Source organism: Streptomyces sp. NPDC050508 (genome assembly GCF_040655155.1).
In the GTDB taxonomy this organism is placed as follows: domain Bacteria; phylum Actinomycetota; class Actinomycetes; order Streptomycetales; family Streptomycetaceae; genus Streptomyces.
On the sequence record NZ_JBFAJJ010000009.1, the window covers coordinates 20650 to 43844 of the forward strand.

Consider the following 23195-nt stretch of genomic DNA (forward strand, 5'->3'; position numbering starts at 1 on the left):
CATGTCACGGATTCGGAACAGCCGAGTGCCCCGCCGCGTCCGTCCTGGCCTGGCTTCTCGCCCGTCTCGCCGGCCCCCGCCAGCCACAGACGCAGCGGGCCACACAGAACGGTCCCTGTTCGACCGTCGTCGTGCGATGTTCCGGGTGTTCGGGGGGAGCCTCTCGGCTGTCCGGCTGAGCCACTCCGACAACGTTACCGATGTTCGGTAAAGGGTTCGTATGGCGGTCCTACGTCCTTGTCCGTGCCCCTGATCCGCGTGACGGGGCCACCTACCCGCTCGTTAGGCGGAACGACAGGGGGCCCGTGACGATGTACCGGGGGTACGGCAGCTATGGAGCGGCAGCACAGGCGGACCGGCGGGGCGGTCGTCGCGGCGGGACTCGTGGTCGGGGTCTGTGTCGGAACCGGTGGATGCGGTGCCGGTGACGGGGCGGCGACCGCGGACGCGCGAGGTGGCGGGGACTCCGTCGCGGTGGTGCGGCGCGCGGCCGACTCCCTTGTGGCGGCGGGGAGTTCGCAGGCCCGTACGTCCATGGAGATGGCCACCGGCGGCACCCGCGTGACCATCCGCGGCGAGGGTGTCTACGACTTCCGCCGGCAGCTCGGCCGGCTGAAGGTGCAGTTGCCGCAGGACCCGGCCGGTGCCAGTGAGCACCGCCCGATCACCGAACTCCTCGCGCCGGGCGCCCTGTTCATGAAGAACCGGGGTGCCGGGGTGCCCGCCGACAAGTGGGTACGGGTCGACACGGGGACGCTGTCCGACGGGAACCTCGTGACCGGCGGCGCCACCGACCCCTATGCCGCCGCCGAGTTGCTGCGCGGGACGACTAGGGCGACGTATCTGGGGAAGACGGAGGTGGCCGGGGCTTCCGTGCGTCACTATCAGGGGGTCGCCGATCTCGCCGTCGCCGCACGGAGCGCGTCGGCGGGGAACGAGGCGGCCCTGAGGTCGGCGGCGAAAGGGTTCGCCACCGCCCGGGTGCCCTTCGACGTCTACCTCGACGACCAGGGGCGCATCCGCAAGGTCCGGCAGCGGTTCAGCTTCGTCAACGGGCAGCGCCGCAGCACCGTGGCGGTCGCCTCGACGACGCTGCTGTACGACTTCGGGGCCCCCGTGGACGTACGGCTTCCGGCGTCGAAGGACATCTACGCCGGGCAGATCGCCGAGAAGTGACCTGAACCGGTCGGTGTGGGTCGGGGTGAGGACTAGCCCGTCCGTGCCATGCGCGTTGTGTAGACCGCTCCCTACTCTAGGAAGTCGGTGACGGCAGAGAAGAGGTGATGCACGTGGCTCCGGTCGGCGGTACGGCAGTTCAGGACCACGTGGCCCTCGCCGAGATCGAGCTGTGCGGAGACCTGATCATCGCGGCCTCGGCCGCCGAGGACCGGCTCAGCCTGGAGAGCATCGACGAGGTGCTGAAGGTCGCCGAGGAACGGGATGCCCCCGGCGGACCCAGGGGCTAGGTGCCAGGGGTTAGGTGCGGAGCAGTCGGGCGATCGCCTTCGTCGCCTCTTCGACCTTCGCGTCGATCTCCGTGCCGCCCTTGACGGCCGCGTCGGCGACGCAGTGCCGGAGGTGTTCCTCCAGGAGCTGCAGTGCGAACGACTGCAGGGCCTTCGTGGAGGCGGACACCTGGGTGAGTATGTCGATGCAGTAGACGTCCTCGTCGACCATGCGCTGCAGTCCGCGGATCTGGCCCTCGATCCGGCGCAGGCGCTTGAGGTGCTCGTCCTTCTGCTTGTGGTAACCGTGCGTCACCGGCTCGTGTGCCGGTTCCTGTGCCGGTTCGGAGGGCGCTGCCGCCGCGCCGGCCTCGGTGGTCGTCATCGCGTCCATCGCGTCCTCCAGACATATACCCCTAGTGGGTATATCGTAACGAACTTTGCTGGGTATAGGGCCCTTGGTACGCCCCCGTGCGGATCACTGTGCCTGATGGGCGACACTGGGGGACGGCCCATTAGCCGTGGCCGGATGATGCACTTAGCATCAGCCTGACCGAAACCGATGCATCCCGAGGACCCCTTGTGCGCTTTCGTCTGACCCCCAGGGAGACGAGCTTCTACGACATGTTCGCCGCATCCGCGGACAACATCGTCACGGGCTCGAAACTCCTCATGGAACTGCTCGGGGCGGACACCGCCGGCCGGGCCGAGATCGCAGAGCGTATGCGGGCCGCGGAACACGCCGGTGACGATGCCACGCACGCGATCTTCCATCAGCTGAACTCCTCGTTCATCACGCCCTTCGACCGCGAGGACATCTACAACCTCGCTTCCTGCCTCGACGACATCATGGACTTCATGGAGGAGGCCGTCGACCTGGTCGTCCTCTACAACGTGGAGGAACTGCCCAAGGGCGTCGAGCAGCAGATCGAGGTGCTGGCGCGGGCGGCGGAGCTCACCGCTGAGGCCATGCCGAACCTGCGCACGATGGACAACCTCACCGAGTACTGGATCGAGGTCAACCGCCTTGAGAACCAGGCCGACCAGATCCACCGCAAGCTGCTGGCCATGCTCTTCAACGGCAAGTACGAGGCCATCGAGGTGCTGAAGCTCAAGCAGATCGTGGATGTGCTGGAGGAAGCGGCGGACGCGTTCGAGCACGTGGCGAACACGGTGGAGACCATCGCCGTCAAGGAGTCCTGACCTCTCCATGGACACCTTCGCTCTGGTCGTGACCATTCTGGTCGCGCTCTTTTTCACGTACACGAACGGTTTTCACGACTCTGCGAACGCCATTGCTACGTCCGTCTCGACGCGGGCGCTGACTCCGCGCGCGGCGCTGGCGATGGCCGCGGTCATGAATCTCGCCGGTGCGTTTCTCGGTTCCGGGGTCGCCAAGACGGTCAGCGAGGGGCTGATCGAGACGCCCCAGGGGTCGAAGGGGATGGGGATCCTCTTCGCGGCACTGATCGGTGCGATCACCTGGAACCTGGTGACCTGGTACTTCGGGTTGCCGTCGTCGTCCTCGCACGCGTTGTTCGGCGGGATGGTCGGGGCCGCGCTGGCCGGCGGTACCGACGTCCTCTGGCACGGTGTCGTCGACAAGGTCGTCGTCCCGATGTTCGTGTCGCCGGTCGTCGGTCTGATCGCCGGTTATCTGGTGATGACCGCGATCATGTGGATCTTCCGGAAGGCCAATCCGCACAAGGCCAAGCGCGGGTTCCGTATCGCGCAGACGGTGTCCGCGGCGGGGATGGCTCTGGGGCACGGGCTCCAGGACGCGCAGAAGACCATGGGTGTCGTGGTGATGGCCCTGGTGATCTCCGGGCATTCGACCTACGGCGACCCGATCCCGGTCTGGGTGAAGATCGTCTGCGCGCTGATGCTGTCGCTGGGGACGTATGCGGGTGGCTGGCGGATCATGCGGACGTTGGGGCGGAAGATCATCGAGCTGGATCCGCCGCAGGGATTCGCCGCCGAGACGACCGGGGCGGCGATCATGTTCACCACGGCGTATCTCTTCAAGGCGCCGGTGTCGACGACGCATGTCATCACCTCGGCGATCATGGGTGTGGGCGCGACAAAGCGGGTCAACGCTGTTCGGTGGGGTGTTGCCAAGAACATCGTGATGGGGTGGTTCATCACGATGCCGGCGGCTGCGATTGTCGCGGCGCTGGCGTTCTGGGTCGTGGACCTGGCGTTCCTGTAGGCGCTGAATGCCGGGGGCTGCGCCCCCTGGCCCCCCGTTTCCCACCCACCCACCCGTTTACGGTGGGTTGAGAAGGCGCCGTAGAAGCAGAACGGACGGGCTCGGGTCTCCTGAGCGGCTCACCTGCTGACCGACCGCAAACGGGTGGGCGGGTGGGAAAGCATGGACGCGCACTCCCACTCACCCGCGCAAACGAACGGCCCCCGAAGGCACCTCTCGGCCCACCGAGTCGGGTGGGTGGGTGGGAGAACAAACGAACGGGCCCGCCCCCGGGAGCCAGGGGCGGGCCCTTTTCGTCCTCGCGGTGGCACCGCCATGCAGCACCGCGAGGGGTTCTTGAGGCCGGCGTCTAGCCGAAGCGGCCCGAGATGTAGTCCTCCGTGGCCTGGACCGACGGGTTGGAGAAGATGCGCTCCGTGTCGTCGATCTCGATCAGCCGGCCGGGCTGGCCGACCGCTGCCAGGTTGAAGAAGGCCGTACGGTCCGAGACGCGCGCCGCCTGCTGCATGTTGTGCGTCACGATGACGATCGTGAAGCGTTCCTTCAGCTCGCCGATCAGGTCCTCGATGGCCAGGGTCGAGATGGGGTCGAGGGCCGAGCAGGGCTCGTCCATCAACAACACCTTCGGCTCCACCGCGATCGCGCGCGCGATGCACAGCCGCTGCTGCTGGCCGCCCGACAGGCCCGAACCGGGCTTGTTCAGGCGGTCCTTGACCTCGTTCCAGAGGTTCGCGCCCTTCAGGGACTTCTCGACCACGTCCGACAGCTCGCTCTTCTTGTACGAGCCGGCGAGGCGCAGGCCCGCCGCCACGTTGTCGAAGATCGACATCGTGGGGAACGGGTTCGGGCGCTGGAAGACCATGCCGATCTCGCGGCGGACCGACACCGGGTCGATGCCGTGGCCGTAGAGGTCCTCGTCGTCCAGGAGCACCTTGCCCTCGACCCGGCCGCCGGACGTCACCTCGTGCATGCGGTTGAGCGTGCGCAGGAACGTCGACTTGCCGCAGCCGGAGGGGCCGATGAAGGCCGTCACCGAGCGCGGCTCGACCGTCATCGAGATGTCTTCGATCGCCTTGTGTGAGCCGTAGAAGGCGGTGAGCCCGCTTACGTCGATTCGCTTGGACATGACTGCTTCACTTCCAGAGTTCAGAACGGTCGCTGAGGGGGTCGCGTCAGCGACCGGACTTGGGGGCCTTCCAGCGGGCGATGCCGCGAGCCACCAGGTTGAGGATCATCACGAAGGCGATCAGGCTGAGCGAGGCCGCCCAGGCACGGTCGTAGGCCGCACCGGCGCCCGCGCTCTGCGCGAACTGCTGGTAGATGTACAGCGGAAGCGACGCCTGCGCCCCGTGGAACGGGTCGTTGTTGATGAACGGGTTGCCGAACACCAGCAGCAGGACGGGCGCGGTCTCACCGGCGATACGGGCGACCGCCAGCATGATGCCGGTGGTGATGCCGCCGATCGCGGTGGGGAGGACGACCTTGAGGATCGTGCGCCACTTCGGGATGCCGAGGGCCAGCGATGCCTCGCGCAGCTCGTTCGGTACGAGCTTCAGCATCTCCTCGGTGGAGCGGACCACGACCGGCATCATCAGGATCGCCAGGGCCATCGAGCCGGCGAAGCCGAAGGGCTGCATGTCCCACATGAGCATGAGGGACAGGATGAACAGACCCGCGACGATCGACGGGATGCCCGTCATGACGTCCACGAAGAACGTGACCCACTTGGAGAGGGCGCCGCTTCCGTACTCGACCAGGTAGATCGCGGTGAGGACACCGATCGGGGCGCCGATCAGGGTGGCGAGGCCGACCTGCTCCAGGCTGCCGATGATGGCGTGGTAGATACCGCCGCCGGGCTCGGTGTCGGCGACCACACCCATCGAGTGGGTCAGGAAGTAGACGTCGAGGACCTTCACACCGCGCGAGATCGTCGTCCAGAGAAGGGAGACGAGCGGGACGACGGCGAGGAGGAACGCGACCCAGACCAGGCTGGTCGCGATCCGGTCCTTGGCCTGGCGGGTGCCCTCGACGCGGGAGGCGATGACGAACGTACCGACGACGAAGAGGATCGCCGCGATCAGGCCCCACTGGATCTTGCTGTCGAGGCTGCCGACCAGTCCGATGAGGACGGCCAGGACGATCGACCCGCCGGCGATCGCGTACGGCGACCACTTCGGGAGGGTGGCACCCTGCAGGGTGCTCGCGGGCTTTGCCGCTACGGCTGCGTTGCTCATGCGTTGGCCCCCGAGTACTCCGCGCGGCGGGCGATGATGAGCCGGGCCGCGCCGTTGACCAGCAGGGTGATGACGAACAGGACGAGACCGGACGCGATGAGCGCGTCCCGGCCGTCCTGCGACGCCTCGCTGAACTTGCTGGCGATGTTCTGGGCGAAGGTGCCGCCGCCCGGGTTGAGCAGGCTGCCGTGGATGATGAAGTCCGGGGAGAGCACGGTGGCGACGGCCATCGTCTCGCCGAGCGCGCGGCCGAGGCCGAGCATCGAGGCGGAGATCACACCGGAGCGGCCGAAGGGGATCACCGCCATGCGGATGACCTCCCAGCGGGTGGCGCCGAGGGCGAGGGCCGCCTCTTCGATCATCTGCGGGGCCTGCTTGAAGACCTCGCGGCTCACGTTGGTGATGATCGGCAGGATCATGATCGCGAGCAGGATGCCGACGGTGAGCATCGAGCGGGGCGCGCCGCCGTCCCAGGAGAAGATCCCGGTCCAGCCGAAGTAGTCGTTGAGCCAGCCGAAGAGCCCGACCATGTGCGGTACGAGGATCAGGGCGCCCCACAGGCCGTACACGATGGACGGTACGGCGGCCAGCAGGTCGATCACGTAGGAGACCGGGCCGCGGAGCTTGCGCGGGGCGTAGTGCGTGGTGAAGAGGGCGATGGCGACCGCGACCGGGACCGCGATGACCATGGCGATGATCGAGGACACCACGGTGCCGAACGCCAGGACGGCGATGCCGAACTTCGGCGGCAGCAGGTTGGTGTTCCACTCGAAGGTGGTGAGGAAGTTCGCGTGGTCCTTGCTGATCGCGAGCGAGGCGCGATAGGTGAGGAAGACCGCGATGGCGGCCATGATCACCAACAGCAGGATGCCCGACCCACGGGAGAGACCGAGGAAGATCCGGTCACCGGGTCGGGTGGCGCTGCGGGCTGTGCGCTTCTGCACGGCGGCGGGTGAGGGGGTGGGGGGAGGTGCTTCTTCAGGGTTCTTCGTCGATATATCCATCGGGTTTCTCCGGTCTGCGGGTCCACACGTGCTGTGTGCGGTCCGTGGCGGCGGTGCACCGGACGGTGCGGCCGGGTCCCTGACGCGGGACCCGGCCGCACACTCGGACTAGCTGATGCTCGCGATGGTGCTGCGAACCTTGGCGATGATCGCGTCGGGGATCGGCGCGTAGTCGATGGTGGAGAGGACCTTCTGGCCGTCCGCGCTGGCGATGTAGGTGAGGAACGCCTTCGTGGCGGGCAGCGTGTCGGCCTTGTTGCCCTTGTCGCAGACGATCTCGTACGTCACCAGGGTGATCGGGTACGCGCCCTCGGCCTTGGTCTTGTAGTCCAGCTTCAGCGTCAGGTCGGAGCCGGTGCCCACGACCTGGGCGGCGGCGATGTCCTTGGTGGCGCTGTCGGTGCTGGGCGCGACCGGGGCCGAGGCGCCGGTGTTGATGCTGACGGCCTTGACGCCGTCGGCGACGTACGAGAGCTCGAAGTAGCCGATGGCACCCGAGGTCGCCTTGACCTGCTGGGCGACGCCCGCGGAGCCGGCCGCGGACTGGCCGCCCTTGGCCTGCCAGGCCTTGCCGCCGGTGTACTTCCAGTTGTCCGGGGTGGTGGCGATCAGGTACTTGGTGAAGTTGTCCGTGGTGCCGGACTCGTCCGAGCGGTGGAACGCCTGGATCTTGAGGTCGGGCAGCGTGGCGGACTTGTTCAGCGCCTTGATGGCCGGGTCGTTCCACTTGGTGATCTTGCTGTCGAAGATCTTGGCGAGCGTCGGGGCGTCCAGGACCAGGTTGTCGACACCCGGGACGTTGTAGCCGAGCGCGATCGGGCCGCCGACCATCGGGAGGTCGATGCCCTGGCCGCCGGAGCAGACCTGCTTGGAGGCGGTGACCTCTTCGGGCTTCAGCGCGGAGTCGGAACCGGCGAAGGCCAGCTGACCCTGGTTGAAGGAGGTGACACCGGCGCCGGAGCCGCCGCCCTTGTAGTTGATCTGGACGCCACAGGCCTGGCTGAACGCCTTGACCCACGCGTCGATCGCGTTCTTCTGCGCGGACGAGCCGTCGGCCAGCAGCTGCTGGCCCTTCTTCGCGGTGCCGCAGCTGGCGGAGTTGGCGTTGGCCGACGTGGAGCTGTTGCCGGTCGCCGTGCCGTTGTCGTCCGAGCCGCACGCCGTGAGGGCCAGGGCGCCGGAGACGGCGAGAGCACCGAGGGTGAGGGCCCGCCGGTTCATGCGCTGAAGCTTCACTTGAGGGATTTCCTTCCGAGAGCCGCCGTCCTGAATTACGGCGGCGTGCGAAGACGGGGTGACGCGGGTGGCGACCCCCAGGTCGCGGCTCGCATCGCGTAAGGCCGAAATTAGGCAGAACAGGTGAAGGCGCCTATGGGCATAAGTGAACGGAGGGTGAACCCCTGTGGGCGGTGCGGTTAGGTCACGGAACGCTCACGTCGAGGACACGGGCTGATTCCGGACTATGCCAGGTGTAGCGCGGTCCGCAGGGTGTCCACGAGGGTGCCGTCCCTCGGCTGGGTGAGGCGGTTGCGGGCGGCCGTCGGAGGGGGCCGCAGGGTGCGGTCCACCTCGGTGTTCGGTGTGAAACCGCCCTCGCCGGCCTCGGCCGCCCGGTCACGGACTCGCTCCGGCCGCTCGTTCGTAAGGTAACGCACGGTGGGCGGTGCGGCACCGGTAGTAGCCGTGTGCCGGTCTCCTTCGCGACCTCGCGCCGGGTGCGGCAGGTCAGAGGTCAATCAGCGGCAGCGCGGGAACATAGGGGTCATGGGATGTGAATCTCCGGTTCGTGCGGCGGGTTGCGTGCTGTGGCGCCGCTCGTCCGACGGCAGGGTGGAACTCGCGCTGGTCTACCGGCCCAAGTGGGCCGACTGGTCCTGGCCCAAGGGGAAGCTCAAGCGAGGTGAGACCTCCGAAGAGGCGGCTCGGCGTGAGGTGCTGGAGGAGACCGGTCACACGTGCCGCTTGGGGACGGGGCTCCCCTCGGCTCGGTACATCGACCATCAGGGTCGGCCCAAAGAGGTCCGCTACTGGGCGGCGGAGGCAACCGGGGGAGCGTTCCAGCCCAACGAGGAGGTCAGCGATCTCGTCTGGCTCTCGCCGGACGAAGCCCGTGATCGCCTCACACGGGAGATGGATCGGAGCATGATCTCCCTCGCGCTCATCGCCATCGGCACGGACGAGGGCATGAGGGGGCTTTGACGCCGGAGCGACAAGAACGCCGTCCGTGGCGGCGAACCGTACGACTCCCTCTTGTCCGGGTGCGGGGCGGGCCAATGGCCCGTAAAGCAGCCTGCCAGTCCCACCCGGGCATGAGCATGCTGATTCCACTGGCCGTCAAAGACCAGGTCGGAGGGGAATCTGATGCTCCGTATCCATTTCACCGACGCGGACCTGGCGCGTACCCGAATGGCGGCCGAGCCGGATCCCCTGTGGGAGATCGGGCTGAGCCTGTGCCGGTTCCAGACCCGGCAGGGGCGGTGGGCGTACGCCGACTGGTACCGGGACACCAGGCAGCGGCTGGCCGAGACCGGGCTGGACCGCATCGTGCGCACCACGCTCATACCGTTGTTCCCCAGAGCCACGTATTACCCGGACTTCCTCAATCCCGCCGAGGCGGCGGACGGCCTCGACGCGGGACTCACGGCCATCGTGGAGACCCCGCCGGACCGCATCCGGCGCGAAGTGAGGCACTTCGCGGACATCACGACCGCACCCTCCTGGGCGGAGCGCCTGGTGGAACGCGACGTACGCGAAGACATAGCCGACTGCCTGCGGCGGTACTACGACACGGCCATCGCGCCCTACGGCGAACGCGCCCAGGCCCGGATCGACGCCGAGCGGTCGATCCGGGCCCGCGCACTTCTGCACGGCGGCACGGAGGCGCTTCTGGGCGACCTCGGACCCACCATGCGATGGCAGGCCCCCGTACTCCACGTCGAATATCCCGCCGATGACTGCGACCTCCACCTCGGCGGACGCGGGCTGCTGCTCGTGCCGTCGTACTTCTGCTGGGGATGGCCGATCGCGCTGGCGGATCCCCTGCTTCCGCCAGTTCTCGTCTACCCCCTGCTCCACGAGCACCCCGCCCCCACCGGTACCGCCGCCCCCCTCACCGCACTGCTGGGACGGACCCGCGCCCTGGTGCTGCGAGCCACGGCGGCCGGGGCCACCACCGGGGAACTCGCACGCGCGGCCGGGGTCTCGGCGCCGGCCGCCAGCCAGCACACGACCGCCCTGCGGGACGCGGGCCTGATCAGCAGCCACCGGCACGGTCCGATGGTCCTGCACACCCTCACACCTCTTGGCGCGTCCTTACTGCGCGCCGCCACGAGATGAACGAGTCGTCAGACGCCGATCGAGACGGGCGGGCTGCAGTGCGCGGCTCCGAGTGACGATCCCCAGTTGAACCGGAAGCAGATTCTGGCCTGGTAGCCGGAACCGTTCCAGATGTTGGGGGTCTGGACGACTCCGCTCGGCGCGATGGCCGTGGTGCTGCCGACCTGGTACCACCCCGTGCTGTTGACGTTCCGTTCCATCCAGAAATCGCAGGTGTACCCGGCGTTCTGGTTCTCATAGAAGCCGCCGGCGAAGTTCCCGTACAGGTAGTAGTTCTCGTTCGCGTCCGTCTGGTTGATGAGGGCCTGGCAGTAACCGCTGCCCATGTCCTCGTACACCTCGCACACGCCCTGGCTGCAACTGGAGACGATGGCCGCGTTGGCCACGCCTGAGAAACCGATGACGGCCGATCCCGCGAGCAGGGTCGCAGCTGCCACTGTGGTGAACCTACGCATCTTCTTCTGCATGTTCTCCCCATGTTTTTCGGTGGGCCACGCAGCGCGCGTGATGAGTAGCAGAAGGGTGCCCGTGGTGGACGTCGGGCGGCCATGCTCTGTCGCCTGGACTTAAAAGCCCAGGTCAGAGGAGGGAGCGCGGAGTTCCGCTAGGGCGTGCCCACCGTCTGTTTCTGCCAGGACTGCTGGAAGGCGAAGCGGGCCGCCTCCACCTCGTGGCGCTGGTCGGCGTGCAGTACTCCGAGCGCGTACGCGGTCGCCGGGGCGATGCGCGGGGTGCGGGCCGCCGACGCGGCGGCTGCGGCGGCCTCCGAGGCGTCCCGGTGCAGATTGAGGGCCTGGCCGGCCGTCAGCAGGCGTACGTCCGTCGGAGCGCCGTCCCGGTGGAGGACCTCGATGGCGTAGCGGTGCAGGCGCAGCAGCAGGCGGACCTGGTGCCAGGGGCCGTCCTGGGGGTGCGGGGCGGTGTCGGGGGAGAGGCCGTGGATGAGGGCCTCCGCGTTGTACGGGTGCCCGGCGGTGACCAGGGGCAGTGCGGTGACCGCGTCCGTGAGGCGCTCCCCGGCGGCTGCGGCCAGCGGGCGCAGGTCGGCGAGGGCCGCGGCCGGGGTCAGGGGCACCTCGCTGGCCAGTACGGCGACCTTGTCGGCGACCGCGTGGAAGCGGGAGGAGCCGAGGGCCTGGAGGGCGGTGGAGTGGGCCCGGGTCCGGGCCAGGGTGAGCTGGCGCTCCAGCAGGGCGCCCGCTTTCGCGGCGCCCACGGTGAGGTTGCCGCGCTCGGCGGTGGCCGTCGGTGTCGGGATCGGTCCGCTGCCGCCGGCCCGGCCCGCGCCGATGACCCGGCCGCCGACCGCCGAGGCCGCCGACTGCGCGGGGAACGCTGTGGAGCCCGACAGCCGGTGCAGGGCCAGCAGCAGCCGCTCCAGCCGGGCCGCGCAGGCGTGCTCCAGGGCCAACGTGCCCGACAGCCACGCCAGTTCGGGGCGCATCTCCTCGGACCAGTCGGCGTCGAGCAGGGGGCGGAAGGTGTGCAGGCTGCCGCTGATGCGGCGGGCCGAGCGGCGCAGGGCGCGCGCCGCGTCGACGGACTCCTCGGCGCCGTTCTGCCCGCTGCCGGTCTCCCGGTGCAGCCGCAGGGCACGGAGGAACTCCGTGGCCTGGCCCCGCAGGTAGCCCGCGAGGGCGTCACCCGTGGGGGCCCCGCCCGCCCGGCCGGGGCCGGGAGCGGGGGAGGGCCTGGCCGTGGCCGGGTCCGTCGGGTCAAGGTGTTGCTGTGCCACGCCGGCGCCTCCGGGCGTCTATGAGCATCTCCTGGACGTTGCGCAGGGGTTGGCCCTCCGCGTCGGTCGCGTGCCGGGTCCACTCGCCGTCCGGGCCCAGGTGCCAGGAGGAGGTGGTGTCCGACATACCGGTTTCCAGCATCCGGTTGATCGTGGCGCGGTGGGCCGGGTCGGTGACCCTGACCAGGGCCTCGATACGACGGTCGAGGTTGCGGTGCATCATGTCGGCGCTGCCGATCCACACCTCGGGTTCGCCTCCGTTGCCGAAGCCGAAGACCCGGGAGTGTTCGAGGAAGCGGCCGAGGATGGACCGTACGCGGATGTTCTCGGACAGGCCGGGGACGCCGGGCCGTACCGCGCAGATGCCGCGGACCCACACGTCGACCGGGACGCCCGCCTGGGACGCGCGGTAGAGCGAGTCGATGATCGCCTCGTCCACCATCGAGTTGACCTTGATGCGGATGAACGCGGGGCGTCCGGCACGGTGGTGCTGGACCTCCTTGTTGATCCGTGAAATGAGGCCGTCGCGAAGGGACTTGGGGGCGACCAGCAGGCGGCGGTAGGTCTCGCGGCGCGAGTAGCCGGACAGCCGGTTGAAGAGGTCCGAGAGGTCGGCGCCGACCTGCGGGTCCGCCGTCAGCAGGCCGAGGTCCTCGTACAGGCGGGCCGTCTTCGGGTGGTAGTTGCCGGTGCCGACGTGGCTGTAGCGGCGCAGCAGGTCGCCTTCCTGGCGGACCACGAGCGACAGCTTGCAGTGGGTCTTGAGTCCGACCAGGCCGTAGACGACGTGGCAGCCGGCCTCCTCCAGCTTGCGCGCCCACTTGATGTTGGCGTGCTCGTCGAAGCGGGCCTTGATCTCGACCAGGACGAGGACCTGCTTGCCGGCCTCGGCCGCCTCTATCAGCGCGTCGACGATCGGGGAGTCGCCCGAAGTCCGGTACAGGGTCTGCTTGATCGCGAGGACGTCGTCGTCGTTCGCCGCCTGCTCCAGGAACCGCTGCACGGACGTGGAGAACGAGTCGTACGGGTGGTGCAGCAGCACGTCACGGTTGCGCAGGGCGGCGAAGATGTCGGGCGCGGAGGCGGACTCGACCTCGGCGAGGTCGCGGTGGGTGCCCGCGATGAACTTGGCGTACTTCAGCTCGGGCCGGTCCAGGCCGCCGATCCGGAACAGGCCGGTGAGGTCCAGCGGGCCCGGCAGCGGGTACACCTCGGCCTCGCTGATCTTCAGCTCGCGCACCAGCAGGTCGAGCACCTCGCGGTCGATGGACTCCTCGACCTCCAGGCGCACCGGCGGCCCGAAGCGGCGCCGCATGAGCTCCTTCTCCAGGGCCTGGAGCAGGTTCTCGGCGTCGTCCTCCTCGACTTCGAGGTCCTCGTTGCGGGTCAGCCGGAACGCGTGGTGCTCCAGGATCTCCATGCCAGGGAAGAGTTCCTCCAGGTGGGCGGCGATGACGTCCTCCAGGGGGACGTACCGGCCGGGGGAGGACTCCAGGAAGCGGGAGAGCAGCGGCGGCACCTTGACGCGCGCGAAGTGGCGGTGACCGGTGACCGGGTTCCGTACGACGACCGCGAGGTTCAGCGAGAGGCCCGAGATGTACGGGAAGGGGTGCGCGGGGTCGACGGCCAGCGGGGTCAGCACGGGGAAGATCTGGTGCCGGAAGAGGGTGAAGAGGCGGGCCTGTTCCTTCTCGGTCAGCTCGTTCCAGCGGACCAGGTGGATGCCCTCCTCCGCGAGCGCGGGGGCGATGTCCTCGTGGTAGCAGGCGGCGTGCCGGGCCATCAGCTCGCGCGAGCGCGCCCAGATCATCTCCAGCACCTCGCGCGGCTGGAGGCCGGACGCGGAGCGGGTGGCGACACCGGTGGCGATACGGCGCTTCAGGCCGGCCACCCGGACCATGAAGAACTCGTCCAGGTTGCTGGCGAAGATCGCGAGGAAGTTCGCCCGTTCGAGCAGGGGCGTGTTCGGGTCCTCGGCCAGCTCCAGGACCCGCTCGTTGAACGCGAGCCAGCTGCGCTCCCGGTCCAGGAAGCGGCCCTGCGGCAGTTGGGGACCGTCGTACGGCGACTCCTCGTACTCGTCGAGGTCGGCGTCGATGTCGGGTTCCAGATCGGAGACCGCCGCCGACACCGTGTGCGGGCGGTGCGCGGCTATGGAGCCCACGGAGGGCTGCGCGTGCTGGACCTGGGCCTGGGCGTTGGGCTGGCTGCTCATGGACCCATTCTTCCGCGCCACCAGCGATACGGGCGCGTCGGAGAGCGCGGTGGGGAGCGTGAGGGCGAGCGGAGCGTCCCCGTTTTCCCCGTTCACCTCGTGAGGCGGCGAAGGCTCTGGCACGACGGGCTTCATTCGCCGAGCGTCGCAAGCCCGTCTGAACCGTTGGTTACGGCGACATGGCGTGCGGGATATCGGGGGGCGGCTCCCGGACGTCTACGGCACGGAAACGAACGTAACGGATGCCTGGGAGCCGCGGGCGGGCGGGAACCGGTCAGGCCGTGCGGCGGCGGAGGAGGGTGAAGGCGGCGGTGACGGCCAGGGCGGCGACGGTGAGGATCAGGGCGGTTTCGGTGAGCTGGAGGGGCCAGAACTGGGAGGAGGGGTGGTACTCCCGGTAGTAGCCGACGACGTCATGGGCGGCCAGGCACGCCTTTTCGGCTCCGCTGCACGGGTAGGGGATGTGGGCGCCGGTGGAGGTGACGACGCCTTCGTCGCCGTAGAAGGCCGCCTTCATCGGCGGGTAGCCGTCCTTCAGGGCTCTGACGTCGACCTTCCACGGCCAGAGGTGGGGGCTTGCCCAGAGGACGAGGCTCCTCGCGGTCGCCGTCGCCACGCCGGCGATGGCGAGGCCGGCCACGGCGCGGCGTACGACCAGACCCGCGAGGGCGCCGAGGGCGAGGCCGAGCAGCGGGAACGCGACGGCGACCGGCCCGTTCGTCTCGAAGGTGCCGTTGTCGGACCAGTTCCAGCCCTCCGGCACCTGGTGCGCGTCGAACAGCAGGCGGTGCAGCAGGACGAGCAGGGTGGTGCCCGCGGTGAGCAGTGCGGCCGGGGCGGTGAGCTTGGTCGCCAGCCAGCGGGCCGGGCTGACCGACTGGGTCCAGACGAGCTCGGCGGTGCCGTTCTCCAGTTCGCGGCCGATCAGCATGCTGCCCGCCCAGAGGGCGACGAGGACCGGCAGGAAGTCGATCGCGGCCTCGCTGAACCGGTAGGCGAGGTGGTAGGCGTCGACCGAGTAGTCCCAGTCGCAGAGGTCGGCGGTGCACTTCTTCTGCCACGCGGCACTGGCCGCGTTCCCTCCCGGGCCGTACGCCCAGAGGAGTACCGCCGAGACCACGGCGACGAAGACTCCCCAGAGGATCAGGGCGGGCCGGTGCAGGCGCAGGACGGCGCGCCAGGCGCGGGCCGGTCGCGGCCGGGCCGTCGGGGCGGTGGCCAGGGCGGTCATACGGCGGCTCCCGTGGTGTTCGTACGGCGGCCGAGCAGGGCGAAGGCGGCCACGAGGGCGAGTGCGGTGAGGGCGAGGAGCAGGGCGGTCGCGGTGAGCTGGACCGGCCAGAAGTGGCGGTCGGGCCAGATGTTGTCCCACTTGCGGCCGAAGAAGTAGCGCGCCGCGTAGGTGACGGCGGCGGCCACCGCCAGGGCGGGCAGCGCGCGGCCGAGGGCGACTCCTGCGAGGGTGCCGACGGCCAGGGCGAAGAGGACCAGGGCCACGGAGAGCGGGCCGGCCGGGACGAGGACGCGGTCCCAGGACCAGTTGGTGACCAGGACGTCCTGGTCGCCGGTCCAGACCCAGGCGAAGAGCAGGCCCAGCAGGGTGGTGCCGGCGACGAGCGGCAGGGCCGCCGCGGTGAGTTTGGCGGTCAGCCAGCGGGCGGGGGTGACGGACTGGGTCCAGGCGAGGCGGGCGGTGCCGTTCTCCAGTTCGCGGCCGACGAGGGCGGCGCCCGCCCAGGCGGCGACGGCTATGGACGTGTAACTGAGCATCTCGCCAAGGAAGTTCATGACGTTGTTGACGTCGGTGAGGACGAAGTACTGGTCTACGGGGTGCCGTTCGGCGGGCGCCCGGAACAGGTGCACCCAGAGCAGCGCGCCCACGGCGAGCAGCAGGAACGCGCCCCACACGGTCAACGCCGGTCGGTGCAGCCGCAGTACGGCGCGCCGCGGTCGGGCGGTGGGGCTCAGGGCCAGGGCGGTCATACGGCGGCTGCCTTACGGACGGGCGCCGGACCGGTCTGGCGCTTGAGGATACGGAACGTGACCACGGTGAGGGCGGCGGTGGCGGCGAGGGCGATCGCGGTCGCGGCCAACTGGAGGGGCCAGTAGTGGGATTGGGGGTGGTAGTCGTTGAAGTAGCTGACGGCGTCGAGCTTTTCGTAGACGGCCCGGCACTTCCCGTCGGTGGCGGGGCCGCACTGCGGGTCGGCGATACGGGCGCCGGTGGAGGTGAGGAGGCCCTGGTTGACGACGATGCCGGAGCCGGCCGGACGGCTGTGGTCGAGGCTGCTGATCTTGGTGACCGTGGGCCAGAGGTGGGGTGTCGCGATGCCGAGGGCGCTCCACACGAGCCCCGTGGCGCACAGCGCGACGATGAGCGAGACGAGGGACTCGCGCTTGCGCAGGCCGTAGAAGGCGCCGCTGACCAGGCCCGCCAGGGCGACGGCGACGGTGGCCGGGCCGTTGGCGGCGTAGGTCCCCAGGTCGTACCAGTTCTTGGCCGTGTCGATACGGCCCTGGCCCGTCGACCAGGCCCAGTGGTGCAGGCCGACCAGGAGTCCGGAGCCGACGGTGACCAGGACGGCCGGGACGGCGAGCTTGAAGGCGAGCCAGCGGGCCGGGGAGATCGACTGGGTCCAGGCCAACTGCGCGGTGCCCTGCTCCAGTTCGCGGCTGACCAGCGCGGCGCCGGACCACGCGGCGACCAGGAACGGGACGGCGAGGACGGCGATCGTCGTGTAGTTGTACCAGTCCTTGTAGCGGCCGATCGCGCCCGCGTCGTAGGTGCAGTGGAAAGCCGACGAACAGGCGTTGTACTGCTTCCACGCGTCGGCCGACGCGTCGGTGAGCGGGCCGCCCACCCACAGCAGGAGGGCGCCGACGACGATCACGAGCCCGACCCAGACCAGCAGGGCCGGCCGGTGCAGGCGGAGCAGCCAGCGGAGCAGGTGCGGCGTCGCGGACCGGCGGGCGGCGGCCGGGGGCGCGGGGGTGGCGAGGGCGGTCACGCGACGGTCTCCTCGGTCTTGGCGGGAGCGGCGGGGGCCTGGGGGTTGCGCAGGTAGGAGAGGACCAGTTCCTCCAGCGAGGGCGTGCCTGCCTGCCAGGTGTCGGGCAGCGGGGCCGTGGGGCGGATCAGCGCGGTCAGCTGGCGGCCGGTGGTGCGGGACTCGACGACCGCGTGCGCGGTGAGGTCGGCCGCGTCGGCCGGGGCGGAGACGAGGGCGTGGGCGGCCCGCAGGTCGTCGATGTCTCCGGCGAGACGGACCTGCCCGTCGCCGATCAGGAGCAGGTGGTCGCAGGAGTTCTCCAGCTCGGCCACCACGTGCGAGGACATCACGATCGTGCTGCCGGACTCGGCGGCCTGCGCCATGAGGAGGCCCATCATCTCGTGCCGGGCCAGCGGGTCCAGGTCGGCCATCGGCTCGTCCAGGAGCAGCAGTTCGGGCCGTTTGGCCAGCGCGAGGGCGAGGGCGACGCGGGTGCGCTGGCCGCCGGAGAGGGTGCGGATGGCGGACTTCGGGTTCAGGTCGCCGTCGGCCACGATGCGCTCGGCGACGGAGGCGTCCCAGCGGTCGGTGTTGAGGTCGGCGCCCATGCGGAGCGTCTCGGCGACCGTGAGCTGGGGGTAGAGCGGCTTGTCCTGGGCGACGTAGGCGACCCGTTCGCGGGCGGCGCCCGGACGGTCACCGAGGACGGCTATCGCGCCCTCGGTGGGGGCCAGCAGTCCGGCGGCGAGGGCCAGGAGCGTGGACTTGCCCGCGCCGTTGGGGCCGACGACCGCGCAGACCCGCCCCGCGGGCAACCGGAAGGCGCAGTCCCGAAGAGCCCACCCTCCCCGCCGGCCGAACCGCTTGCCGAGCGCGGCGGCCTCTATCGCGGCGGTGCCTGTCATGAAGGTTCTCCTTGGAAGTGCTTGTCGAGTACGGCGGTGAAGAGTGCGGCGACGTCGTCCCGCCCTAATCCGGAGGCCCGGGCGCGTTCCGCCCAGTCGTCGAGTTCGGTGCGCAGGGGCGAGTCGGCGGGGGTGGTGCTCAGGCCGCGGCGGACGAAGGTGCCGATGCCGCGGCGGGCCTCGACCAGCCCCTCGCGTTCCAGCTCGCGGTAGGCCTTGAGCACGGTGTTCGGGTTGATGGCGGTGGCCTCGACGACCTCGCGGGCCGTCGGCAGCTTGTCGCCGGGCTCCAGCATTCCCAGGCGCAGGGCCTGCTTGGTCTGCTGGACGATCTGGACATAGGTGGCCACGCCGCTGTGCCGGTCGATGCGGTACTCGACCACTGGGGTTCCACCACCCTTTCACTAATTGAGTAGTGAAAGGGTGTTGGAAGGAGGCTGAGAAAGTCAAGACAGATCCACCTGCCGGACTGTGAACCGATCGGCGGGGCTCGTGCGATGAGGAGATGTGAGCGATACGGGAAGCGACGGGGAGCTGCTGCGGGCCATCGCGGCGGACGGCGACCGACGCGCGTTCGAGGAGCTGTACCGGCGGTACGCGCCGTGGCTGACCGCGCGGCTGCGCGGCCGGTGCGCCGACGCCGGGATGGTCGACGACGTCGTACAGGAGACGTTTCTCGCGGTGTGGCGGGGCAGTGCCCGCTACCGGGAGGACGGCGATGTGGCCGGGTGGTTGTGGCGGATCGGGTCGCGGCGGCTGATCGACGTGCTGCGCGGCGACGGGGCGCGCGGCCGGATGCGGCAGGCGCTGGCGCGGCTGCGGCACCGGGACGAGGCGTCGGCGGAGGAGCGCGTGCTCGCGGGGGTGGAGCACGGCGACCTCGCGGGCGCGCTGGTCCGGCTCTCGCCGGAGCTGCGGGCGGTCCTCCAGGCCACCGTGATCGACGGGCTGACCACCCGGGAAGCCGCCGTGCTGCTGGGCATTCCGGCCGGCACGGTCAAGACGCGGGCCATGCGGGCCCGTAAGCAACTGCGGGAGGAGCTGGCATGACCTGGCATGTGGCCGAAGACGACGTACGCGCCTATGCGCGGGGCGAGTTGGCACCGCCCATGCTCTGGTCCGCCGACACCCACCTCGCGAAGTGCGCCGAGTGCCGGGCCCTGCTCGCGAGCGTCACCGACCCGGTGGCCCTCGACGCGGGCTGGGAGCGCCTCGACGCCGAACTCGACGCCCCCAGAAGGGGGTTCATGGAATCGCTGCTCGTGCGGATCGGCGTCGCCGACCACGCGGCACGGCTGCTCGCGGCGACACCGGTACTGCGCCGCTCGTGGTTCGGGGCGGTGACCCTGCTGCTCGTGATGACGGTCCTGGTGACCGACGCGTCGAACGTCGCGGCGCCCAACGTCTTCCTCGCCCTCGCCCCGCTGCTGCCGCTCGCGGGAGTGGCGATGGCGTACGGCCCGGTGCTCGACCCGACCTACGAGATGACCGTCGTAGCCCCGATGCACGGCTTCAAACTCCTGATGATCCGCACAACCGCCGTACTGGTGGCGGGACTTGGCCTCAACGGCCTCGCGACCCTGGCCCTGCCCGGATACGGCCTCGCCGCCCTGGCCTGGCTGCTCCCCGCGCTCGCCCTCACCTCGACGAGCCTCGCGCTGACCCCGCGCCTCGGCCCGGTCCTCGCGCCGGGTGTGGTCGGCGGAGCCTGGACGGTCCTGCTGCTGGTGGCCCACGGGCGGGCGGCGCGCGGCGGCACGCTCGCACCGTTCACCGCGACCGGCCAGACGGTGGCCGCGGCGGTGGCGGTCCTCGCCGCGGGACTCCTCTACCTGGCCCGCGACCGCTTCGACACGAAGACCCCGGGCTTCGGCCCGACTGCCTGATTTCTCAAGCGACTTCACGCCTCACTTCATGCCACTTCCTGACTGGAGTACGTCATGACCACCACCGTCTCCGCGGCCGGGCTCAGCCTGCGCTACGGCCTGACGACCGCCCTCGACGACGTGTCGCTGCGGCTCACCGAAGGCGTCACCGGCCTGCTCGGCCCCAACGGGGCCGGAAAGACAACCCTGTTGAGGGTGCTGGCCACCGCGGTCCCCGCCGACGAGGGCAGCTTCACCGTCCTCGACCACGACCCCCGCACACCCGCGGGCCGCCAGGAGACCCGGCGCGTGCTCGGCTACCTCCCGCAGACGCCGGGCTTCCACCCCGACTTCTCGGCCTTCGACTTCGTCGACTACGTAGCGATCCTCAAGGAGTTGACCGACCGCACCGCCCGCCACAACGAGGTACGGCGCGTGCTCGCCGAGGTCGACCTGTCGGACGTACGCGGCAAGCGCATCAAGAAGCTGTCCGGCGGTATGCGCCAGCGGGTCGCGCTCGCCGCGGCGCTGGTGGGCGACCCGGGCTTCCTGGTCCTGGACGAGCCGACGGTCGGCCTCGACCCCGAACAGCGCATGCGCTTCAGGGAGTTGATCGCCAGGGCGGGCGAGGGACGGACGGTCCTCCTCTCCACCCACCAGACCGAGGACGTGGCGATGCTCTGCCACCGCGTCGTCGTGATGGCCGGCGGCCGCGTCCGCTTCGACGGCACCCCGGCCGAACTCACCGCACGGGCCGCGGGCCGCGTGTGGAGCAGCTCGGAACGGGACCCGAACGCGAAGGCGGGCTGGCGCACCGGCCTGGGCGTCTTCCGCAACGTGGGCGACCCGCCGGCCGGCGCCGAACTCGTCGAACCCACCCTGGAGGACGGCTACTTGCTCACCCTCGACGGCATGCACGCGGAGGCGACGGCATGAGCACCGTACTGACCCTGGCCCCCGCCGACACGAGCACGGCACCCGCCCGCCAGTCATGGCAGGCGATCTTCGCCCTGGCCCGCTTCGAGTCCCGCAAACTCCTCCTCCGTATCCCGGTGCTGTTCATGCTGGCGGCCTACGTCGCCTGGATCGTGTGGCGCACCAAGGGCGCCTGGTACGGCTATCCGGCGCTCCAGGACGTCGACCGCGAAACCCAGACGGGCCCGCTGCTGGTCGGCTTCGCGGTCCTGCTCTGCGTCAACCAGGCCGTGCTGCGTTCCCAACGGAACGACACCGAGCGGCTGTTCGGGGTCCTGGTCCTCGAACCGTGGCGCCGTACGGTGGCGCACGCGCTGTCGATCCTGCCGGTGACCGGACTCGTGGCGCTGGGCGTGGCGGCCCAGTTCGGCTGGCAGGCGGTCAAGTCGACGGCGGTGGGCAACGGTTCGGTGGGCGAACTGCTGGTGGGCCCCCTGTGCGTGCTGCTCTGCGGGGGAGTCGGCCTGCTGATGGCCAGGCTGGTGCCGAAGGCGTTCGCGATCCCGGTGGCCGCGGTCCTGTTCCTCGTGTTCTCCCTCCTCGCGCCGGTCTCGTTCGGCGGCGACGGTGCCTCGCGCTGGATGCCGATCATCACGGAGGCGAGCACCAAGACGCTCCCCTCCGACCTGATCGGCCGCCCGGCCGCCTCGCACTCCCTGTACCTGGCCGGCCTGGCCCTCGCTCTCGCCCTGCTCGCGGTGCTGATCAGCAAGGGCCGCACGAAGACGGCGACGGCGGCACTGGCGGGCTCGCTGGCCGGGGCGATCGCCCTGGGCGTGGTCGGCGGAATCGGCCAGTCGGCCGGCGTCTCGTCGGAGATGGTCGCGGCGCGCACAGTGGCCACGCTCAACCCGCAGAAGGACCAGACCTGCGTCCGGCACGGCAGCTCGACGTACTGCGCGTTCCCCGAGTGGGTCCCCAGGACGACGACGTGGGCCGAGGTCACGGACCACGTCCAGTCCCTCGCGGGCGGCACCGCGCAGACCCGGAAGCTGCTCGTACAGCAACGCGTCGAGGCCCGCTACGGCATGGAGGCCGACGGTGCGATCGAACCGTCCAGCACGCCGAACCAGGTGACCGTCCGCACGATGTGGGGCGGACCCCGGACACCGGAGTTCTCCGCCGCGGTCGCCTCCGTACTGGTCCTCGGGAACGAGAAGGCCGGCGGTGACGTGTGCGACGGCCGCATGGTCACCATCATGTGGCTGGCCCTGGGCTGGACCTCCGACCCGGTGACCGAGCTCCGCGCGGTCCGCCTGGACGACACCGTGACCGGCTCCGCCTCCGTCCTGTCGCCGACCAACGGAATGATGATGACGGCCGGACAGACCAGCGTCGTAAGGGAGTTGTTCGTGGCGGGCCAGTCCGCGGTCACCCCGAAGGTGAAGGCGCACTGGGCGGAACTCACTTCCCCGAAGGTGACGACGGCAAAGGTGGCCGAGCTGCTGGGCGTCAAGGCTCCCGCTGGGGCTGACAAGTGCGAGTGATGACGAGGGGGAGTGGGAAGACCGAGCAGACGGACACCCAACTCCACTCTACAGCAAGGGTGTTGGCGCAGCTGATCCGACCGGTCCTGCGCGCCCTGCCGGTACGGGCGCTGGGCTCGACCGCCGCCGTGGCCCTGCTGATCGCGGCCCTGCCCCGCCTCCTCTCGGACGAACCGAACCCGTGGTCCGCGCTCGTCGCGCTGCGCGCCGCCGCCCTCGCCTTCGCCCTGGGCCTGGCCTTCGTCCTGGACGACCCGACCCGCGACCTCACGTCCTCGGTACCGACCCGCCGCATCCTCCGCACGACCCTGCGGGTGGCACTGGTCGCCCCGTTCGCGGCCCTGTGGTGGACGGCGGCGGTCCTGCTGGTCCCGTCGGAGGTCCGCCCTCCGGTGGGCGACATGACCCTGGAGGCGGCAGCGGCGGCGGCCCTCTCCCTGGCGGCAGCGGCGGCGGTCCTCCGCTTCACGGACGAGCCGGAACCGGGCCAACGGGTGGCCGCCGGTTTCCTGCTCATCGCCCTGGTGTCCCCCCTGGCACTGCCCTACGACTGGGGGATGTACGTCTCCCCGGCGGAGAAGCAGTGGGGGGTGGGGCATGACCACTGGGCGATGGTTCTGGTGGGCGCGGGGTTGGTGTGGGCGGCTTGTGGGCCGGAGCCGGTGCGGCGGAGGCTGCTGAGGCGGAGGTCGGCGGTTACTTCTTGTTGACCCGGGCCGGCAATATTCAGCCCGTCCGGCGTTTGAGGACGAGGCCCCTTCAGGGCCGATGGGGGTCTGGGGGCGCAGCCCCCAG

The 23195-nt window shown here is 70.1% G+C and carries 26 protein-coding genes; 11 read left to right on the forward strand and 15 right to left on the reverse strand.

The genetic code is table 11. The features are described from left to right. Nucleotides 1-4 precede the first annotated feature (4 nt). A complete protein-coding gene (locus AB0I69_RS25210; protein ID WP_363097943.1) occupies nucleotides 5-184 on the reverse strand; it encodes a hypothetical protein in 180 nt (59 codons plus the stop codon). Between the two features lie 149 nt (nucleotides 185-333). On the opposite strand from AB0I69_RS25210, the gene AB0I69_RS25215 reads away from it, so the two are divergent. After that, nucleotides 334-1176 (forward strand): hypothetical protein, encoded by an 843-nt coding sequence (locus tag AB0I69_RS25215; RefSeq protein WP_363097944.1) that lies wholly within the window; start codon nucleotides 334-336, stop codon nucleotides 1174-1176. A 107-nt stretch (nucleotides 1177-1283) separates the two neighbouring features. Beyond that, nucleotides 1284-1466: a hypothetical protein gene (locus AB0I69_RS25220; protein WP_363097945.1), complete on the forward strand. Its 183-nt coding sequence runs from the start codon at nucleotides 1284-1286 to the stop codon at nucleotides 1464-1466. Between the two features lie 10 nt (nucleotides 1467-1476). Here AB0I69_RS25220 and AB0I69_RS25225 read toward each other — a convergent pair whose 3' ends face one another. After that, on the reverse strand, nucleotides 1477-1830 hold the full coding sequence (locus AB0I69_RS25225; protein WP_363098294.1) for a metal-sensitive transcriptional regulator: 354 nt from the start codon (nucleotides 1828-1830) through the stop codon (nucleotides 1477-1479). A gap of 197 nt (nucleotides 1831-2027) precedes the next feature. Here AB0I69_RS25225 and AB0I69_RS25230 point away from each other — a divergent pair, with 197 nt between their 5' ends. Further along, complete coding sequence (locus AB0I69_RS25230; RefSeq protein ID WP_026151758.1) at nucleotides 2028-2648, forward strand: DUF47 family protein; 621 nt, start codon at nucleotides 2028-2030, stop codon at nucleotides 2646-2648. A 7-nt stretch (nucleotides 2649-2655) separates the two neighbouring features. Continuing rightward, nucleotides 2656-3654: an inorganic phosphate transporter gene (locus AB0I69_RS25235; RefSeq protein ID WP_363097946.1), complete on the forward strand. Its 999-nt coding sequence runs from the start codon at nucleotides 2656-2658 to the stop codon at nucleotides 3652-3654. A gap of 349 nt (nucleotides 3655-4003) precedes the next feature. Here AB0I69_RS25235 and pstB read toward each other — a convergent pair whose 3' ends face one another. The 5 genes from pstB to AB0I69_RS25260 all read right to left on the reverse strand — a co-directional run bounded on the left by pstB (nucleotide 4004) and on the right by AB0I69_RS25260 (nucleotide 8547). Continuing rightward, complete coding sequence (pstB, locus tag AB0I69_RS25240; RefSeq protein WP_363097947.1) at nucleotides 4004-4780, reverse strand: phosphate ABC transporter ATP-binding protein PstB; 777 nt, start codon at nucleotides 4778-4780, stop codon at nucleotides 4004-4006. Between the two features lie 46 nt (nucleotides 4781-4826). Next, nucleotides 4827-5888: a phosphate ABC transporter permease PstA gene (gene pstA / locus AB0I69_RS25245; protein ID WP_363097948.1), complete on the reverse strand. Its 1062-nt coding sequence runs from the start codon at nucleotides 5886-5888 to the stop codon at nucleotides 4827-4829. Beyond that, nucleotides 5885-6892: a phosphate ABC transporter permease subunit PstC gene (gene pstC / locus AB0I69_RS25250; RefSeq protein ID WP_363097949.1), complete on the reverse strand. Its 1008-nt coding sequence runs from the start codon at nucleotides 6890-6892 to the stop codon at nucleotides 5885-5887. Before pstC ends, pstA begins: the two co-directional genes overlap by 4 nt. 108 nt (nucleotides 6893-7000) lie before the next feature. Next, on the reverse strand, nucleotides 7001-8128 hold the full coding sequence (gene pstS / locus AB0I69_RS25255; protein WP_363097950.1) for a phosphate ABC transporter substrate-binding protein PstS: 1128 nt from the start codon (nucleotides 8126-8128) through the stop codon (nucleotides 7001-7003). Between the two features lie 224 nt (nucleotides 8129-8352). After that, nucleotides 8353-8547 (reverse strand): hypothetical protein, encoded by a 195-nt coding sequence (locus AB0I69_RS25260; RefSeq protein WP_363097951.1) that lies wholly within the window; start codon nucleotides 8545-8547, stop codon nucleotides 8353-8355. 109 nt (nucleotides 8548-8656) lie between these two features. On the opposite strand from AB0I69_RS25260, the gene AB0I69_RS25265 reads away from it, so the two are divergent. Together AB0I69_RS25265 and AB0I69_RS25270 are read left to right on the forward strand one after the other, a co-directional pair. Then, nucleotides 8657-9091, forward strand: a complete 435-nt coding sequence (locus AB0I69_RS25265; RefSeq protein WP_363097952.1) for an NUDIX hydrolase — start codon at nucleotides 8657-8659, stop codon at nucleotides 9089-9091. 162 nt (nucleotides 9092-9253) lie between these two features. Continuing rightward, nucleotides 9254-10228: a winged helix-turn-helix domain-containing protein gene (locus tag AB0I69_RS25270; protein ID WP_363097953.1), complete on the forward strand. Its 975-nt coding sequence runs from the start codon at nucleotides 9254-9256 to the stop codon at nucleotides 10226-10228. Between the two features lie 8 nt (nucleotides 10229-10236). On the opposite strand, the gene AB0I69_RS25275 is transcribed toward AB0I69_RS25270, so the two are convergent. The 8 genes from AB0I69_RS25275 to AB0I69_RS25310 form a co-directional block, all read right to left on the reverse strand. Next, entirely contained in the window at nucleotides 10237-10665 is a 429-nt protein-coding gene (locus AB0I69_RS25275) for a hypothetical protein (protein ID WP_363097954.1), read from the reverse strand. 167 nt (nucleotides 10666-10832) lie between these two features. Next, nucleotides 10833-11963 carry a CHAD domain-containing protein gene (locus tag AB0I69_RS25280; protein WP_363097955.1) on the reverse strand — a complete coding sequence of 377 codons (1131 nt, stop codon included), beginning with the start codon at nucleotides 11961-11963 and terminating at the stop codon, nucleotides 10833-10835. Further along, complete coding sequence (locus AB0I69_RS25285) at nucleotides 11944-14313, reverse strand: RNA degradosome polyphosphate kinase (RefSeq protein WP_363097956.1); 2370 nt, start codon at nucleotides 14311-14313, stop codon at nucleotides 11944-11946. Before AB0I69_RS25285 ends, AB0I69_RS25280 begins: the two co-directional genes overlap by 20 nt. A 139-nt stretch (nucleotides 14314-14452) precedes the next feature. After that, nucleotides 14453-15409 (reverse strand): hypothetical protein, encoded by a 957-nt coding sequence (locus AB0I69_RS25290; protein ID WP_363097957.1) that lies wholly within the window; start codon nucleotides 15407-15409, stop codon nucleotides 14453-14455. Next, nucleotides 15406-16161 (reverse strand): hypothetical protein, encoded by a 756-nt coding sequence (locus AB0I69_RS25295; protein WP_363097958.1) that lies wholly within the window; start codon nucleotides 16159-16161, stop codon nucleotides 15406-15408. Before AB0I69_RS25295 ends, AB0I69_RS25290 begins: the two co-directional genes overlap by 4 nt. Continuing rightward, a complete protein-coding gene (locus AB0I69_RS25300) occupies nucleotides 16158-17186 on the reverse strand; it encodes an ABC transporter permease (RefSeq protein WP_363097959.1) in 1029 nt (342 codons plus the stop codon). Before AB0I69_RS25300 ends, AB0I69_RS25295 begins: the two co-directional genes overlap by 4 nt. Continuing rightward, nucleotides 17183-18073 (reverse strand): ABC transporter ATP-binding protein, encoded by an 891-nt coding sequence (locus AB0I69_RS25305; protein WP_363097960.1) that lies wholly within the window; start codon nucleotides 18071-18073, stop codon nucleotides 17183-17185. Before AB0I69_RS25305 ends, AB0I69_RS25300 begins: the two co-directional genes overlap by 4 nt. Next, nucleotides 18070-18456, reverse strand: coding sequence for a GntR family transcriptional regulator (locus tag AB0I69_RS25310; protein WP_363097961.1), 387 nt, complete (start codon nucleotides 18454-18456; stop codon nucleotides 18070-18072). Before AB0I69_RS25310 ends, AB0I69_RS25305 begins: the two co-directional genes overlap by 4 nt. Nucleotides 18457-18580: 124 nt before the next feature. Between AB0I69_RS25310 and AB0I69_RS25315 the strand changes: the two genes are divergently transcribed. Genes AB0I69_RS25315 through AB0I69_RS25335 form a run of 5 tightly spaced genes read left to right on the forward strand, consistent with a single transcriptional unit; the run spans nucleotide 18581 to nucleotide 23110 of the window. Continuing rightward, nucleotides 18581-19123: an RNA polymerase sigma factor gene (locus tag AB0I69_RS25315; RefSeq protein WP_019064514.1), complete on the forward strand. Its 543-nt coding sequence runs from the start codon at nucleotides 18581-18583 to the stop codon at nucleotides 19121-19123. Beyond that, a complete protein-coding gene (locus tag AB0I69_RS25320; protein WP_363097962.1) occupies nucleotides 19120-19959 on the forward strand; it encodes a zf-HC2 domain-containing protein in 840 nt (279 codons plus the stop codon). The genes AB0I69_RS25315 and AB0I69_RS25320 overlap by 4 nt, the downstream gene beginning before the upstream one ends. Nucleotides 19960-20013: 54 nt before the next feature. Further along, nucleotides 20014-20874 carry an ABC transporter ATP-binding protein gene (locus tag AB0I69_RS25325; RefSeq protein WP_363097963.1) on the forward strand — a complete coding sequence of 287 codons (861 nt, stop codon included), beginning with the start codon at nucleotides 20014-20016 and terminating at the stop codon, nucleotides 20872-20874. Continuing rightward, nucleotides 20871-22400, forward strand: coding sequence for an ABC transporter permease (locus tag AB0I69_RS25330; RefSeq protein ID WP_363097964.1), 1530 nt, complete (start codon nucleotides 20871-20873; stop codon nucleotides 22398-22400). Before AB0I69_RS25325 ends, AB0I69_RS25330 begins: the two co-directional genes overlap by 4 nt. A gap of 59 nt (nucleotides 22401-22459) precedes the next feature. Further along, entirely contained in the window at nucleotides 22460-23110 is a 651-nt protein-coding gene (locus AB0I69_RS25335) for an ABC transporter (RefSeq protein WP_363098295.1), read from the forward strand. The last annotated feature ends 85 nt before the right edge of the window (nucleotides 23111-23195 follow it).